The sequence below is a fragment of the Sphaerisporangium sp. NPDC004334 genome, from assembly GCF_053602655.1.
Window position 1 is genome coordinate 123643 of the sequence record NZ_JBSGDZ010000022.1, and the last position, 14709, is coordinate 138351.

15 protein-coding genes are annotated in these 14709 nt (G+C 71.3%); 13 read left to right on the forward strand and 2 right to left on the reverse strand.

Annotated features, from left to right (window positions below):
• Position 1: 1 nt before the first annotated feature.
• From ACWEN6_RS27850 to ACWEN6_RS27895, 10 genes are all read left to right on the forward strand, one after another.
• Positions 2–568: a DJ-1/PfpI family protein gene (locus ACWEN6_RS27850; RefSeq protein ID WP_452574225.1), complete on the forward strand. Its 567-nt coding sequence runs from the start codon at positions 2–4 to the stop codon at positions 566–568.
• Positions 565–2373: an AGE family epimerase/isomerase gene (locus tag ACWEN6_RS27855; RefSeq protein WP_452574227.1), complete on the forward strand. Its 1809-nt coding sequence runs from the start codon at positions 565–567 to the stop codon at positions 2371–2373. The genes ACWEN6_RS27850 and ACWEN6_RS27855 overlap by 4 nt, the downstream gene beginning before the upstream one ends.
• A complete protein-coding gene (locus ACWEN6_RS27860; protein WP_354838553.1) occupies positions 2370–2732 on the forward strand; it encodes an STAS domain-containing protein in 363 nt (120 codons plus the stop codon). Before ACWEN6_RS27855 ends, ACWEN6_RS27860 begins: the two co-directional genes overlap by 4 nt.
• Positions 2729–4855, forward strand: a complete 2127-nt coding sequence (glgX, locus tag ACWEN6_RS27865) for a glycogen debranching protein GlgX (RefSeq protein ID WP_452574229.1) — start codon at positions 2729–2731, stop codon at positions 4853–4855. The genes ACWEN6_RS27860 and glgX overlap by 4 nt, the downstream gene beginning before the upstream one ends.
• 10 nt (positions 4856–4865) lie before the next feature.
• Positions 4866–5177 (forward strand): STAS domain-containing protein, encoded by a 312-nt coding sequence (locus tag ACWEN6_RS27870; protein WP_452574231.1) that lies wholly within the window; start codon positions 4866–4868, stop codon positions 5175–5177.
• A gap of 7 nt (positions 5178–5184) precedes the next feature.
• On the forward strand, positions 5185–5622 hold the full coding sequence (locus ACWEN6_RS27875; protein ID WP_452574233.1) for an ATP-binding protein: 438 nt from the start codon (positions 5185–5187) through the stop codon (positions 5620–5622).
• A complete protein-coding gene (locus ACWEN6_RS27880) occupies positions 5597–6796 on the forward strand; it encodes a PP2C family protein-serine/threonine phosphatase (protein WP_452574235.1) in 1200 nt (399 codons plus the stop codon). Before ACWEN6_RS27875 ends, ACWEN6_RS27880 begins: the two co-directional genes overlap by 26 nt.
• On the forward strand, positions 6796–7554 hold the full coding sequence (locus tag ACWEN6_RS27885; protein ID WP_452574237.1) for a MinD/ParA family ATP-binding protein: 759 nt from the start codon (positions 6796–6798) through the stop codon (positions 7552–7554). Before ACWEN6_RS27880 ends, ACWEN6_RS27885 begins: the two co-directional genes overlap by 1 nt.
• A gap of 197 nt (positions 7555–7751) precedes the next feature.
• A complete protein-coding gene (gene glgB / locus ACWEN6_RS27890; protein WP_452574238.1) occupies positions 7752–9620 on the forward strand; it encodes a 1,4-alpha-glucan branching enzyme in 1869 nt (622 codons plus the stop codon).
• 101 nt (positions 9621–9721) lie between these two features.
• Positions 9722–10957: an IS701 family transposase gene (locus ACWEN6_RS27895; protein WP_452574240.1), complete on the forward strand. Its 1236-nt coding sequence runs from the start codon at positions 9722–9724 to the stop codon at positions 10955–10957.
• 48 nt (positions 10958–11005) lie between these two features.
• On the opposite strand, the gene ACWEN6_RS27900 is transcribed toward ACWEN6_RS27895, so the two are convergent.
• Complete coding sequence (locus ACWEN6_RS27900; RefSeq protein WP_452574242.1) at positions 11006–11587, reverse strand: TetR family transcriptional regulator C-terminal domain-containing protein; 582 nt, start codon at positions 11585–11587, stop codon at positions 11006–11008.
• Positions 11588–11730: 143 nt separating this feature from the next.
• On the opposite strand from ACWEN6_RS27900, the gene ACWEN6_RS27905 reads away from it, so the two are divergent.
• The 3 genes from ACWEN6_RS27905 (at position 11731) to ACWEN6_RS27915 (ending at position 14288) form a co-directional block, all read left to right on the forward strand.
• Positions 11731–12756 carry an alcohol dehydrogenase catalytic domain-containing protein gene (locus tag ACWEN6_RS27905; RefSeq protein WP_452574244.1) on the forward strand — a complete coding sequence of 342 codons (1026 nt, stop codon included), beginning with the start codon at positions 11731–11733 and terminating at the stop codon, positions 12754–12756.
• A 129-nt stretch (positions 12757–12885) separates the two neighbouring features.
• Positions 12886–13398, forward strand: coding sequence for a DinB family protein (locus ACWEN6_RS27910; protein WP_452574246.1), 513 nt, complete (start codon positions 12886–12888; stop codon positions 13396–13398).
• A gap of 71 nt (positions 13399–13469) precedes the next feature.
• Complete coding sequence (locus tag ACWEN6_RS27915; RefSeq protein WP_452574248.1) at positions 13470–14288, forward strand: MerR family transcriptional regulator; 819 nt, start codon at positions 13470–13472, stop codon at positions 14286–14288.
• Positions 14289–14399: 111 nt separating this feature from the next.
• On the opposite strand, the gene ACWEN6_RS27920 is transcribed toward ACWEN6_RS27915, so the two are convergent.
• Positions 14400–14669, reverse strand: a complete 270-nt coding sequence (locus ACWEN6_RS27920; protein WP_452574286.1) for a type B 50S ribosomal protein L31 — start codon at positions 14667–14669, stop codon at positions 14400–14402.
• Positions 14670–14709 lie beyond the last annotated feature (40 nt).

Genomic DNA, 14709 nt, shown 5'->3' on the forward strand with positions numbered 1-14709 from the left:
CGTGGCCGACACCCGCGTCGCCGTCCTGATGGAAAGCGACTACTACGAACCCGAGATCTTCTACTACCAGCGCAGGTTCGCCGAGGAGGGCATCCCGGTCGACTTCATCACCCGCCTTTGGGGCCAGAAGTCGATGACCTTCACCGGCCACGAGTACCGCGCGCCCTTCACGGTCTCCAAGAGCCTGGAGGAGGTCGACCCCTCGGACTACGCGGCGCTGGTCGTGCCCTCGGGCATGGTGTCCGACCGGCTGCGCTACACCGACGACGTGGACCGGCTCGCGCCGGCCACCGAGCTGCTGCGCCGCGCCTTCGAGGACTCCCGCGTCATCAAGGGGATCATCTGCCACGGCATGTGGCTGGCCGCCTCCATCCCCTACGTCGTGCGCGGACGCAAGATCGTCTGCCACAACAACCTGGTCGGCGACGTGCGCAACATGGGCGCGGAGTACGTCGACAAGGACGTGGTGATCGACGGCGACCTCGTCACCGGACGCTCGGGACAGCAGTGCCACCTGTTCGCGAGGACCCTCGTCGACCTGCTCACCCAGAAGGACGAAATCCTATGAACTTCACCTTCTCCGACACCATCGCCGGCCAGGTCAGCGCCTACGACGCGGCCTCCCGCACCGCCACGGTGGTCACCGCCGACGGCCGCGACTTCGCGGTCTCGATGGACGGCGGCCCGAGCGCCGAACTGCTGCACAACCTCGGCGAGCCCTACACCGACGCCTCCGGCCAGCTCGACGCGATGCTCGTGCCCGGGCGCTACCTGTTCGCCTATGGCGTGTTCTACCCGCACGCCGAGGGTCAGATCTTCGACGCCAAGCGCGTCATCTTCCTCGGCCGCCGCCCCGGCGAGTTCCGCTTCGAGGAGCAGAACTGGTGGGTCCACCAGATCCAGGAGATCGCCGCCTTCTACCGCAAGGCGCAGTTCGGCGACGGGCCGGTGGACTTCTCCGACTACCGCACGATGATCAGACTCGGCGGCGAGAAGACCGACAGCCACGTGCAGGAGACCGACACGATCTCGCGCCTGGTCTACGGCATGGCCTCGGCCTACATGCTCACCGGCGACGACGCCTACCTGGAGGTCGCCGAGCGCGGCACCGAGTACCTGCGGGCCAACCTGCGCTTCGTCGACGCCGACGAGGACATCGTCTACTGGTACCACGGGCTGAAGATCGAGGGCGACGTGCAGCGCAAGCTGTTCACCTCGGAGTTCTCCGACGACTACGACGCCCTCCCGATGTACGAGCAGATCTACGCGCTCGCCGGCCCCGTCCAGACCTACCGGATCACCGGCGACCCGCGCATCAAGAGCGACGCCGAGGCGACGCTGCGGCTGTTCGACCGGTTCTACCTGGACCGGGAGAAGGGCGGCTACTTCTCCCACATCGACCCCATCCTGCTGAGCCCCGACCACGAGTCGCTCGGCGAGAACCGCGCCAGGAAGAACTGGAACTCGGTCGGCGACCACGCCCCCGCCTACCTGATCAACCTGTACCTGGCCACCGGCGACCCCAAGTACGCCGCGTTCCTGGAGTACACCTTCGACACCATCGTCGAGCACTTCCCCGACGACAAGAACAGCCCGTTCGTCCAGGAGCGCTTCCACCGCGACTGGTCGCACGACACCGCGCACGGCTGGCAGCTCAACCGCGCGGTCGTCGGCCACAACCTGAAGATCGCCTGGAACCTCATGCGGATGAACTCGCTGAAGCCCAAGGCGGAGTACGCCGAGCTCGCCACGCACATCGGCGACATCATGCCGCCCATCGGCGCCGACCGGCAGCGCGGCGGCTGGTACGACGTCGTGGAGCGCCTGCGCCGCGAGGGCGAGGACCGCTTCCGGTTCGTCTGGCACGACCGCAAGGCGTGGTGGCAGCAGGAGCAGGCCGTGCTGGCCTACCTCATCCTGTTCGGCGTCACCGGCCAGGACCGCTTCCGCGACGAGGCCCGCGGCGCCGAGTCGTTCTACAACGCCTTCTTCCTCGACCACGACGAGGGCGCGGTCTACTTCAACGTGCTCGCCAGCGGCCTGCCGTACCTGCTCGGCACCGAGCGGCTCAAGGGCAGCCACTCGATGAGCATGTACCACTCCTCCGAGCTGTGCTACCTGGCCGCCGTCTACAACAACCTGCTCATCAGCGGCAAGCCGATGGACCTGTACTTCAAGCCCGACCCCGACGGCTTCGACGACCGCATCCTGCGCGTCTCGCCCGACCTGCTGCCGCCCGGCTCCATCAGGATCGGCGCGGTCGAGATCGACGGCGAGCCCTACGACGACTACGACGCCGGCGCGCTCACCGTGAACCTCCCCGAGGCCACCGGGCGCGTCAAGGTGAAGGTCACCGTGGAGGCCGTCCGATGACGGCCGGCGTCACCCTCAGCACGGCGGGCGGCCTCACCGTCGCCCGCGTCGAGGGCGAGATCACCAGCGCCACGGCCCCGGCCGTCCAGGAGCGCCTGCTGCCCCTGGTTGCCCCCTCCGGCACGCTGCTCGTCGACTTCTCCGCCGTGACCTACGTCTCCAGCGCCGGACTGCGCATGCTGCTGATCCTGTACCGGCGGGCCCAGCAGGCCGAGGCGCGCGTCGTCATCGGCGGGCTGTCGCCGGAGGTGCGGTTCGTCATGTCGGCCACCGGGTTCCTCGGCTTCTTCGAGGTCGCCGACGACGTCGAGGGCGAGATGGGCCGCCTCGCGGCCGAGATGGGACGCGTGGGACCGTGACCGCCGAGCGCATCGACCTCCCGCGGATCGACGACTTCCCGACCCGGCGGATCGGCGCGTACCGCGTGCGGCAGGGCCGGCCCTTCCCGCACGGCGCCACCCTGGTGCCGGGCGGGGTGAACTTCTCGGTCTTCTCCGACGGCGCCACCGCCATGACGCTGGTGCTGTACCGGCGCGGGGACGCCGAGCCGCTGGAGGAGCTGCCGTTCCCGCCCGAGTACCGCATCGGGAGCGTCTTCACCATGACCGTCTTCGGCCTGGACCTGGAGAGCCTCGAATACGGCTACCGCGCGGAGGGCCCGTTCGACCCGGCGCGCGGCGACCGGTTCGACTCGGGCGCCATCCTGGCCGACCCGCACGCGCTGCTGCTGTCCGGGCGGGACGTGTGGGGCGTCCCGCCCGACTGGAGCAAGCCCTACCAGTACCGGTCCATGATCGCCCAGGAGGACTTCGACTGGGAGGACGACGTGCCGCTGCGCACGCCCAGCGAGGACCTGGTCATCTACGAGACCCACGTCCGCGGCTTCACCCGCCACCCCTCCTCGGGGGTGGCGGCCCCGGGCACCTACGCCGGGCTGCGGGAGAAGATCCCCTACCTGCGCGACCTCGGCGTCAACTGCGTCGAGCTGATGCCGATCTTCGAGTTCGACGAGTTCGACAACGGGCGCGTCAACCCCGCGACCGGCGAGCGGCTGCACAACTACTGGGGCTACAACACCATCGGCTTCTTCGCCCCCAAGGCCGGCTACGCCGCGACCGGCGCGTTCGGCATGCAGGCCGACGAGTTCAAGGCGCTGGTGAAGGACCTGCACAGGGCCGGCATCGAGGTGATGCTCGACGTGGTGTTCAACCACACCGCCGAGGGCAACGAGCAGGGCCCGACGATCTCGTTCAAGGGTCTGGACAACGCCACCTACTACATGCTCACCCCCGAGGGGTACTACTACAACTTCAGCGGCACAGGGAACACCGTCAACTGCAACCACCCCGTGGTGCGCGACTTCGTGCTCACCTGCCTTCGCCACTGGGTGTCGGAGTACCACGTCGACGGGTTCCGCTTCGACCTGGCCGCGATCCTGGACCGCGGCCCGGACGGCGCCCCGCTGCCCAACCCGCCGCTGCTGGAGCAGCTCGCCTACGACCCGATCCTGCGTCACACCAAGCTCATCGCCGAGGCGTGGGACGCCGGAGGGCTCTACCAGGTCGGGCACTTCCCCAACTACGGCCGCTGGTCGGAGTGGAACGGCAAGTACCGCGACGTCCTGCGCAGGTTCCTCAAGGGCGACGAGGGCACCACCGGAGAGCTGGCGGCGCGCGTCGCCGGCTCGCCCGACCTGTACGGCGGGCGCGGACCGGCCGCCTCGGTCAACTTCGTCACCGCGCACGACGGCTTCACTCTCAACGACCTGGTCTCCTACAACGACAAGCACAACGAGGCCAACGGCGAGGGCAACGCCGACGGCGCCAACGACAACAACAGCTGGAACCACGGCGCCGAGGGCCCGACCGAGGACCCGGCGATCAATGCGCTGCGCACCCGCCAGATGAAGAACGCGCTGGCGATATTGCTGGTCAGCCAGGGCATCCCCATGCTGCTGGCCGGCGACGAGGTGGGCCGCACCCAGCTCGGCAACAACAACACCTACTGCCAGGACAACGAGCTCTCGTGGTTCGACTGGACGCTGGCCGACGCCAACGCCGAGCTGCTCAGGTTCGCCCGGCGGATGATCGCCTTCCGGCACGCCCACCCCGTCCTGCGCGAGGGCAGGCACCCGCTCGGCGTCGACACCACCGGGGTCGGCCTGCCGGACGTGAGCTGGCACGGGGTGGACGCCTGGCGGCCCGACTGGTCGCCCGGCAGCAGGCTGCTGGCCGTGATGCGCGCCGGGCGCGACGCGGACGGGGCGATGGACCAGCTCTACGTGGTGATGAACTCCCACTGGGAGGGCCACGACGTCGAGCTGCCCGACCCGGCGGGCGGCGTCTGGCGCCTGTTCGCCGACACCGGCGCCTCCGCGCCGCACGACGTCCACGACCCCGGCGCCGAGCCGGCGATCGCCTACCCCGGGCGCCTGTACGTCGCACCCCGCTCAGTGGTGATCCTGACCCGCTCCGATGACTAGGAGAACTGACGTGGCATTCATCGCAACCCTCAGCACCGGCGCGGGCACCGCGACCATCCGCCTGGCCGGCGAGCTCGACGCCGCCACCGCGCCGGAGTTCCACGACGCCATCGACGACGCCGTGGCCACCGGGGCCGCCCGGCTGGTGATCGACGCCTCCGAGCTGACCTACATCGCCAGCGCCGGCCTGCGCGCCCTGGTGTTCGCCCGGCAGAAGGTCGCCGAGGACGTCACGATCTCCCTCGTCGGCGTCACCGAGCCCGTCCTGAAGGTCATCCGGATGGCCGGGCTCGACCACGGCTTCGACATCACCGGCTCGTGAGCCCGTCGTGCCGCGCATCCCGGCGTCCCTGTCGTCCCTCGACCAGGTGGCGGCCTACGTGCTCTCTCTAGCCGAGCGCGCGGGCCTGCCTCCCGGCCTCTCCGACCGGCTGCGCCTGGCGGCCGACGAGCTGGCGACCAACATCGTGGTCCACGGCTACGGGGAGACCGGAGGCGAGTTCGCCGTCGAGGGCGGGATGGACGGAGAGTCGGTCTGGGTCAGGTTCGAGGACGACGCCCGGCCGTTCGACCCCAGGTCCGGATACCGGCGGCCGGACTACGGGCTGCCGTTCGCGCAACGCCGCATCGGCGGTCTCGGGGTGTACCTCGCCCTGACCGCCGTTGACGGCTTCACCTACCGGCGAGTCGCGGGGCGCAACATCAGCACGCTGCGGATCCTCAGGGATGGAGCACAGCAAAATGACCAGCGTTCTCGTGCTGGATGACGATTCGCCGCCCCCCGCCCTGCGGCGGGCCCTCGCCGAGGCGGGGGTCCGCGTGCGGGTGCACACACCGGCCGACGCGCTCGCGGCCGAACGGATGCCCGAAGTGGACGTCTTGCTGGCCTCCGCAGCCGTGCCACCCAACATCGTCCGGGCCGTCGCCCGGAGGATGGACGAGGAGGGATGGCGGCCCACGCTGCTCGCCTACACCGAACACGACTTCGGCGCGCTGGAAGGGCACGTCCATGGCGGGGCCGACTACCTGATGCCGCCGTTCCTGACCTCGCTCGTCCGCGCGCGGCTCGGCACCTGTCACGAGCAGGCCGAGCTGAGCCGCGCGCTGCTGCTGGCGGGAGGCGAGGCCGATCTGCACCGGTACGAGCGCGAGCTGGAGATCGGCAGGGAGATCCAGCTCGGCTTCCTGCCCGACTCGCTGCCCACGCCCGCCGGGTGGGACATCGACGTGCGCTACCGTCCGGCGAGGACCGTCGCCGGTGACTTCTACGACGTGTTCGAGCTGGTCAACCGCCGCAGGCTCGGGCTGGTCGTCGCCGACGTGTGCGACAAGGGGGTGGGGGCCGCGCTGTTCATGGCGCTCATCCGCAGTTTGCTGCGCCACACCGCCGAGCACGGCGGCGTCCATGGCCTCAAGAGCGTCGACCTGCCGGGCGACGCGCGCTCCATGCCCGTGGTCGGCGCCGCCACCCTGCTCAACGCCGTCGAGGCGACCAACGAGTACCTCACCCGCAACCATGTCCACCAGGGCTACTTCGCGACCATGTTCTTCGCGGTGCTCGACCCGGTCACCGGAGGCCTGGTCTACATCAACGGAGGCCACAACCCGCCCGTGCTGATCCGCGGCGACGGCGGGGCCCCGCTCGTGCTGGACCCGACCGGGCCAGCCGTGGGCGTGCTGCGCGACTCGACCTTCACGCTCGGCCACGCCCACCTGGACCCCGGCGACCTGCTGTTCATCTACACCGACGGGGTGACCGAGGCACGCGACCCCCACCGGGCGTTCTTCGGGGAGGACAGGATGCTGGACGTGCTGCGCGAGGGCGCCGGCTCCGGGGACGACCTGCTGCGGCGCGTCGACGGCGCGCTCACCGGGTTCGTCGGCACGGCCGAGCAGTCCGACGACATCACCATGCTGGCCCTGCACAGGACCGGCGCCTGATGGCCCGCGTCGTGACCATGCACTCCTACCGGGGAGGCACCGGCAAGTCGAGCACGGCGGCCAACATGGCGCTGCTGTTCGCCGCGGGCGGCCTGCGGGTGGGCGTCCTGGACACCGACATCCAGTCCCCGGCCGTGGACGCCATCTTCGGCCTCGAACCCGGCCCCTCGATGTGCACCTTCGCCGACTACCTGGTCGGCCGCTGCGAGATCGAGGACGCCGTCCGGCCCGTGGACGGCATGGACCTGTTCGTGGTCCCGAGCCGGGCGGGGCTCACCGCCATCAACGAGATCATGACCAGCGGCTACGACCTCGGGCTGCTGAACGAGGCCGTCCTGCGGCTCACCGCCTCGCTGGCGCTGGACGTGCTGATCATGGACACGCACACGGGCATCAACACCGAGACCGTCACCGCCGTGGCCGGCTCGGACGCGATGGTCATCGTCACCCGCGCCCACCGGCTGGACCTGGCGGGCGCGGCCGAGAGCGTCGCCCTGGCCGACCGGCTCGGCTGCCGGCAGCGCATCGTCGTGGTCAACATGGTCCCCGAGGGGATCGAGGACGGTGACCTGGTGCCGCGGGTCGAGCAGGCCTACGGCCTGCCGGTCGCCGCGGTGCTGCCGTACGTCCCCGCGATGGCCGAGCCGGACGGCGCCCACGTCTTCGTCACCGCCGACCCCGGGCACGCCTCCGCCGCCGGATATCACGACATCAACGCCTTGGTGATGTCCGACACCGTCTGCCGGCTGCCCTCCTGACGGGCACGGCGCGACGGCGCCTCTCGCACGGCGCGGCCGGCGCGGGGGGCGGCCGGTCAGGGGTTTTCCCGGCCTTCGCTTGACAGGCGGACTTGACACAGTAGCCGCGCATGCATGTCGATCCTCGGCGTCGGCGGGTACCGTTACGTGCAGTGAACGCGCAATCGCTCCCTTGGCTGAAGGCGGGAGGCGACACCGTGAGCTTCATTGTCAGGCGTGACGGTTCCCCGCTCGGCGGCATTCACGTTCCATCCCGGCTGCTGGGCGAGTTCGACCTGCGACGCATCCGCCAGGGCCGTCACCAGCGCCTCTGGCAGGTGTTCGGCGCGCACACCACCGGTTCGGGCACGACCTTCTCGGTGTGGGCGCCGAGCGCCCGCGAGGTGCGGGTGGCCGGCGACCTCGACGGCAGGGAGGGCGGGTCCTCGCACCGCATGCTCCCGATCGGCTCCTCGGGCATCTGGGAGCTCTATCTGCCCGGTGTCGGCGACGGCTACCGGTACATGTACGACGTCCTGGGCGCCGACGGGCAGTGGCGGCGCAAGGCCGACCCGTTCGCCTCGGCCGCCGACCGCCCTCCGGGCACCGCGTCGGTCGTTTTCACCTCCGGGCACCGCTGGCGCGACGCCGCGTGGCTGGAGCGCCGGGCGCGGACGGTGGCGCAGGAGGAGCCGATGAGCGTCTACGAGGTGCATCTCGGCTCCTGGCGGCCCGGCCTGACCTACCGCGAGCTGGCCGAGGCGCTGCCACCGTACGCCGCGGGGCTCGGCTTCACGCACGTGGAGTTCATGCCGGTGGCCGAGCACACCTCCGACGAGCGGCTGCCCACCGCCCTGTACGCGCCGACCGCGAGATACGGCGACCCCGACGACTTCCGGCGCCTGGTCGACCGGCTCCACCAGGCGGGCGTCGGCGTCATCCTCGACTGGACGCCGCTGCGCTTCGCCGCCGACGAGGAGGGGCTCGCCCGCTTCGACGGCACGCCCCTGTACGAGGCGGTGGACGCCGGCGACGGCGGGCCGCGCGTCCCCGGCGGCGCCCGTGAGGTTCCCGCCGCGCACGCCTTCGACCACCGGAGCCCGTGGGTGCGCAACTTCCTGACGGCCAACGCGCTGCACTGGTGCTCGCAGTTCCACATCGACGGCCTGCGCACCTCCGGGTACCCGGGCGACCGCGACCCCGAGGCCGTCGCGCCGTTCTTCCGCGAGGTCAACTCCACGCTGCACTGGCTGAGCCCGGGGACGGTGGCGGTCGCCGAGGCGGCGGGCGCGGCCGAGGAGACCGCGCCGCTCACCGGGGTCGCCGGGCCGGGCTTCGACCTGCGGTGGAACACCGGCTGGACGCAGGACTGCCTCGGCTACCTGGCGAGGGACCCCGGTGACCGCAGGTACCACCACGGGGAGATCATCTTCCCCATGGTGTACGCCTACTCCGAGCGCCACATCCTGCCGGTCTCGCACGCGGCCGGGTCGCTGTCGTCCGCGCTGCCCGGCGGCGCACGGCGGCGGCGGGCCGGCCTGCGGGGCTTCCTGGCCTTCATGTGGGCCCATCCGGGCAAGAAGCTGCTGTTCATGGGCCAGGAGTTCGCGCACGAGGGGGAGTGGGACGAGCCTGTCGGCCTGCGGTGGGAGGAGGCCGACGAGGGCGTGCGCACCCTGGTGCGCGACCTGAACGCGGCCTACCGCCGGCTGCCGGCGCTGTGGCGGCGGGACGCCTCTCCCGACGGGTTCGGCTGGATCGTCCCGGACGCGGCGAGCGACAACGTGCTGGCCTTCCTGCGCTATGACGGCGACGGCACGCCGCTGGTGTGCGTGTGCAACTTCTCCGCGGTCGCCCGCGAGGGCTACCGGGTGGGGCTGCCGTTCACGGGCCGGTGGGCCGAGGTGATCAACACCGACGCCGCGCCGTACGGGGGGAGCGGGCTGGGCAACCTCGGGGCCGTGGAGGCGACGGCCTCCCCGTGGCACCGCTGCGAGGCGAGCGCCTCCATGGTCCTCCCGCCGCTGTCCACCCTGTGGCTGCGTCCAGACTCTCGTCCGGTTTCTGACAAAGTCAGCGCCCCCTAGCGCAAAAAAACCGCACGGCCGGTATTGTTTTCTTCGGCACCTCTTACGGGTGTTCGCCTTTAAACTCTGTGGGCGCGGGCCGCGGACATAGGGGGTCGCCCGTGAGCGTCAGTTCCTTCACCTCTGAACAGGAGAACGCGGCGTCGGAGTTCTTCGCACGGTTCTGCGGCATCGTGTTCTCCTCCCTCAAGCGTCGCGACCAGCGCAGATGGGCACGGCTGTACATCCGGGGGCTGCTGTCCATCGAGGGACGCAAGACCATGCGCGGCATCGCCTCCCTGGAGGCCGAGCCCGCCGTCGAGCAGAGCCTGCAGCAGTTCATCAGCCAGTCCCCGTGGGGCTGGATCTCCGTGCGGCGCGCCCTGGCCGGCTACCTCGAACAGGCCATCCGCCCGATCGCGCTGGTCGCCGAGCCGCTGGTGATCCCCAAGTCGGGGGACCACTCGGTCGGCGTCGAGCGCCGGTTCGTCCAGAAGCTCGGCCGCCTGGCCAACTGCCAGCAGGTCGTCGGGGTGTGGCTGGCCTCCGAGCAGGCGGCCTTCCCCATCGACTGGCGTCTCATCCTGCCCGAGAGCTGGACCGACGACCCGGGCCGCCGGCGACGGGCGGGCATCCCCGACGAGGAGGTCAGCCTCACCGTCGAGGAGTGCGCCGCCGAGGTGGTCACGAGCATCGTCCACGGGTGGGGCCTCAAGCCGCGCCCGGTCGTGATGGACGCCAGGGAGATCGACCTCGGACGGCTGATCTACGAGCTGTCCGCGCGGCAGGTCCCGTTCGTGCTGCGGGTGAACGACTCGGTGCCGGTCAGCCCCTCAGACCCGCGCATCCCGATGGGCATGGGCCGCCGCATCGAAGCCGGCCGGCTGGTCGACGCGCTGCGCGACGTCAACCGCATCGTGGAGTCCCGCAGGCCCTCGTCCACGGGCACCACCCCGGCGCCGCAGTCGGTGGTCGTGGCCGCGCGGGTGCACACCCCGTTCCACTCGGCGACGGCCCAGGACGAGCCGCCGGCCCTCACCCTGCTCGGCGCCTGCCTCGGCCCCGAGCGGCGCTCGGTCGCGGTGTGGCTGTCCAACATCACCACGCTGCCGCCCACGACGCTGCTGCGCCTGGCCGAGACGGCCGAGCGGGTGGCCTGGGACCGGGCGGGGGTGACCCACCGCCTCGGCCTGCGCGACTTCGAGGGCAGGTCGTTCCGCGGCTGGCACCACCACGTGACGCTGGTGTCGGCCGCGCACGCCTTCTGGATGCTCCTGTCGGGCGCCCGCGACCACCGCCTGTTCCCCCCTGGCCCAACCCCCGCCGTCTCCGCCGCCTCCACTCCCCGCACCGCCTGACCCGCCGGGAACGCGAGCGTGCGCCCCCGGCGGCGCGGCGGGACAGGACTAGGCGGGCGGCGTGAGCAGGGTGCCGAAGACGACCGTGAAGAACGAGGCGAAGGCGTCGGGGGAGCGGGTGGCCCGGGCGTCGATGAGAGTGCCCTCCCAGGCGTTGACGATGAGCCGGGCCGTCGCCGCGGGGTCCAGGCCGGTGCGGAGCGCGCCGGCGTGCGCGGCCTCGGCGAGCACGCCCGCGACCAGGTCCGTCCACACGCGCAGGCTCTCACCGACGCTCGCGCGGATGGTCTCGCTGTGGTCGGTGATCTCGGTGCCGAAGTTGCCGAACATGCAACCGCGCTTGTAGCCCCAGCCGACGACGTCGTCGCGCAGGAACTCGAAGTGCTTCCTGAGCCGGGTCAGCGGCTCGACGGAGGTGTCGGCGAGGTCGCGCATGCGCCGGCTCTCGCCGTAGCGCTCCAGGGCGATGACGGCCAGCGCCTCCTTGCTGGCGAAGTGATTGTAGAAGGATCCCTTGGGCACGCCGGCGCCGTCGGTGATGTCCTTCACCCCCGCCGCGTTGTACCCGCGGGTGTGGAACCGGTCGAGCGCGGCCTCGACGATCTCTTCGCGCATGCTCTGCCGTGCCACGGCCATCCCCGCCTTCGTCCACCAATATGGTCGGTCGTCTTATAGTAGTCGGACGGGACCGGCCGTTCGCCTCGCATGCGAGCGACCGGTCTAAGACGACCGGTCATATTGTGATCGGCATCCTCGTCGGAAGGAATCACGACATGTCCACCTACCGTGCGGTCCAGGTGTCCGGAGCAGGGACGGGCGACTGGGCCCTGGTCGAGCGCGAGCTGACCGGTCCGCTGCCGGGCCAGGTGCGCCTGCGGGTCGAAGCCTGCGGCATCTGCCACACCGACGTCCTCGCCGTCGGCGGCGTCATGCGGCCCGACCCCTCCGCCCCGATCGTGCCGGGCCACGAGGTCGTCGGCGTCATCGACGCCGTCGGCGCCGGGGTGACCCGGTGGCACGTCGGCGACCGGGTCGGCGTCGGCTTCCTGAACGGCCACTGCGGCGAGTGCGACTTCTGCCGCCGCGGCGACTTCGTCAACTGCGCCGACCAGCCCGTGACCGGGACCTCCGTGGACGGCGGGTACGCCGAGGTCGCCTACGCCAGGGCGAGCGGGCTCGTGCGCATCCCCGGCGGGATGGCCCCCGCCGACGCCGCGCCACTCCTGTGCGCCGGCCTCACCGTCTACCAGGGCCTGCGACAGGCCGGCGCCGGTCCCGGCGCGCTGGTGGCGGTCTTCGGCATCGGGGGCCTCGGGCACCTGGGCCTCCAGTACGCCCACAAGCTGGGTTACCGCACCGTCGCCATCGCCCGTGGCGCCGACAGGGCCGAACTGGCGGCGCGGCTGGGCGCCCGCCACTACATCGACGCCACCGCCGAGGACCCCGCCGAGGCGCTGCGCGGGCTGGGCGGCGCGGCGGCCATCATCGCGACCGTGCCCGACGGCCCCGCGATGTCGCCGCTGGTCACCGGGCTGGCGCCGCACGGGCGGCTGGTCGTCCTGGGCGCCGGGATGGAGGCGATGTCCGTGCTGCCCGGCGACCTGCTCTTCGGCCAGCGGTCGATCGTCGGAAGCCTCGTCGGCACCCCGATCGAGAACGAGGACAACCTCGCCTTCGTGAGGGAGCACGGCATCGGTTCCATGAACGAGGTCATGCCGCTGTCGGAGGCGCCCAAGGCCTTCGAGCGCATGATGTCGGGAAAGGCGCGCTTCCGCGTCGTGCTGGACGCGCGGGCGTAGGCACGCCGGTACGCGCACGCGGGGTCAGGCACGCCGGTACGCGGCGTGCGCGTCGCCGGAGGGAGCGCCCGCGAGCCCCTCCGAATATGCGATGCGACCGGTGTGAGGCGTCAGGTAGCGTCGGCGGGCGTGACTCCTCCCCGCGTTCGGCCTCCGTTCGTCGCCGACGAGCGCACCCAGCTCGTCGGCTGGCTCGACATGCAGCGTGCCATCGTCCACTACAAGTGCGAAGGGCTGTCCGAGGCCGACGCCCACCGCCCGGTCCTGCCGTCCTCGCCGCTGATGACGGTGGCGGGCCTGGTGTCCCACCTGCGGTGGACCGAGCACTGCTGGTTCGAGGTGCTGTTCCTCGGCGGTCCCGCCGAGGGGCCGCAGATGGCCGGCGAGCAGGAGGACGCCGACATGATGGTCGAGGAGGTGCCCCTCGCGCGGCTGCTGGACGACTACGCCCGCCAGTGCGCGCGGTCGAACGAGATCATCGCCGCGCACTCCCTGGACGAGCCCGGCCGGCACCCCGACTTCACCTCGGCCGCCGCGAGCCTGCGCTGGATGGTCATCCACATGGTCGAGGAGACCGCCCGGCACGCCGGCCATCTGGACACCATCCGCGAGATCCTCGACGGCGAGACCGGCTACTACTGACCTTCGTCCGCTCGTCCCGCCAGGCGTCCCGTTGACCCTGACACGGTGTGAGGCCATAGACCGGAGGGGTCATGTACACCATCGGAGACTTCGCCCGTCTCGGCCGGGTGTCGGTACGGATGCTTCGGCACTATGACGTGCTCGGACTCCTCCGGCCGGCGCGGGTCGACCAGGTCAACGGCTACCGCTACTACGAGGCGGGGCAGCTGTCGCGGCTCAACCGGCTGATCGCGCTCAAGGATCTCGGCCTCACCCTGCACGAGGTGGGGCGGATCCTCGCGGAGAAGGTCGGCACCGACGAACTGCACGGCATGCTGCGGCTGCGCCGCGCGCAGTTGGAGGCCCAGGTGGCCGACGACATGGCGCGGCTGGTCCGGGTCGAGGCGAGGCTCCGGATGATCGAAACGGAGGGCGTCATGCCCGCAGACATCGTGATCAAGAGCGTGCCCGCGGTCCGCGTCGCCGAGCTGAGCGCCACGGCCGACGGCTTCGAGTCCGACAAGATCGGCTCGGTGGTCCAGCCGCTGTACCGTGACCTGTGCGACCGGGTGGAGGCGGCCGGGCTGGTCTTCACCGGTCCGGCGATCGCCTACTACGAGCCGGTGCCCGAGGGGGTGCGCGTGCACGCCGGAGTCCAGGTGAACCTCGCGCCGGGCGGGACCTACGACTTCGACGTCGTCGACCTGCCGGCGCTCGAGCGGGCGGCCACCTTGATCCACGAGGGCGGCATGGAGAGCGTCGACGTCTCCTACCAGCAGCTCGCCCGGTGGATCGAGGACAGCGGCCACCGCGGCTCCGGCGTCGCCCGCGAGGTGTACCTCAACTACGGCGAGGGCGACCCGGCCGGCTGGGTGACCGAGCTCCAGGAGGCCGTTACCCGCGCCGAGTAGCCACCGCCCCCCCTCGCGCCGTACCCCCTCGGACGTCCGTGAGGGGGTACGGCGGCGGCGCAGCGGTGGTCTCCGCGTGGCGGCCCGTGGGGCCGGGGCCTGCGCCGGTCCTCACGCGGCGGGCTGCCCGGCCGTGGAGGACCTGCCGTAGCGCTGGTTGAAGCGCTCGACGCGGCCGGCGGTGTCCAGGATGCGGCCGCGGCCGGTGTAGAAGGGGTGGCTGGCGGAGGAGACGTCGACGTCGACCACCGGGTAGGTGGCGCCGTCCTCCCACGTGACGGTCTTGTCGCTCGCCGCGGTGGACCGGGTGAGGAACGAGTGGTTCGCGCTCGCGTCGCGGAACACGACGGGGCGGTAAACGGGGTGGATGCCCTTCTTCACGGGGGTCATCGCTCCTCTCGGCGCAGGTCGTGCTCGTGCA

Coding starts and splice junctions, on each gene's coding strand:
- ACWEN6_RS27915 (WP_452574248.1), top strand. CDS start 13,470: ATGTACACCATCGGAGACTTCGCCCGTCTCGGCCGGGTGTCGGTACGG.
- ACWEN6_RS27905 (WP_452574244.1), top strand. CDS start 11,731: ATGTCCACCTACCGTGCGGTCCAGGTGTCCGGAGCAGGGACGGGCGAC.
- ACWEN6_RS27885 (WP_452574237.1), top strand. CDS start 6,796: ATGGCCCGCGTCGTGACCATGCACTCCTACCGGGGAGGCACCGGCAAG.
- ACWEN6_RS27860 (WP_354838553.1), top strand. CDS start 2,370: ATGACGGCCGGCGTCACCCTCAGCACGGCGGGCGGCCTCACCGTCGCC.
- ACWEN6_RS27855 (WP_452574227.1), top strand. CDS start 565: ATGAACTTCACCTTCTCCGACACCATCGCCGGCCAGGTCAGCGCCTAC.
- ACWEN6_RS27880 (WP_452574235.1), top strand. CDS start 5,597: ATGACCAGCGTTCTCGTGCTGGATGACGATTCGCCGCCCCCCGCCCTG.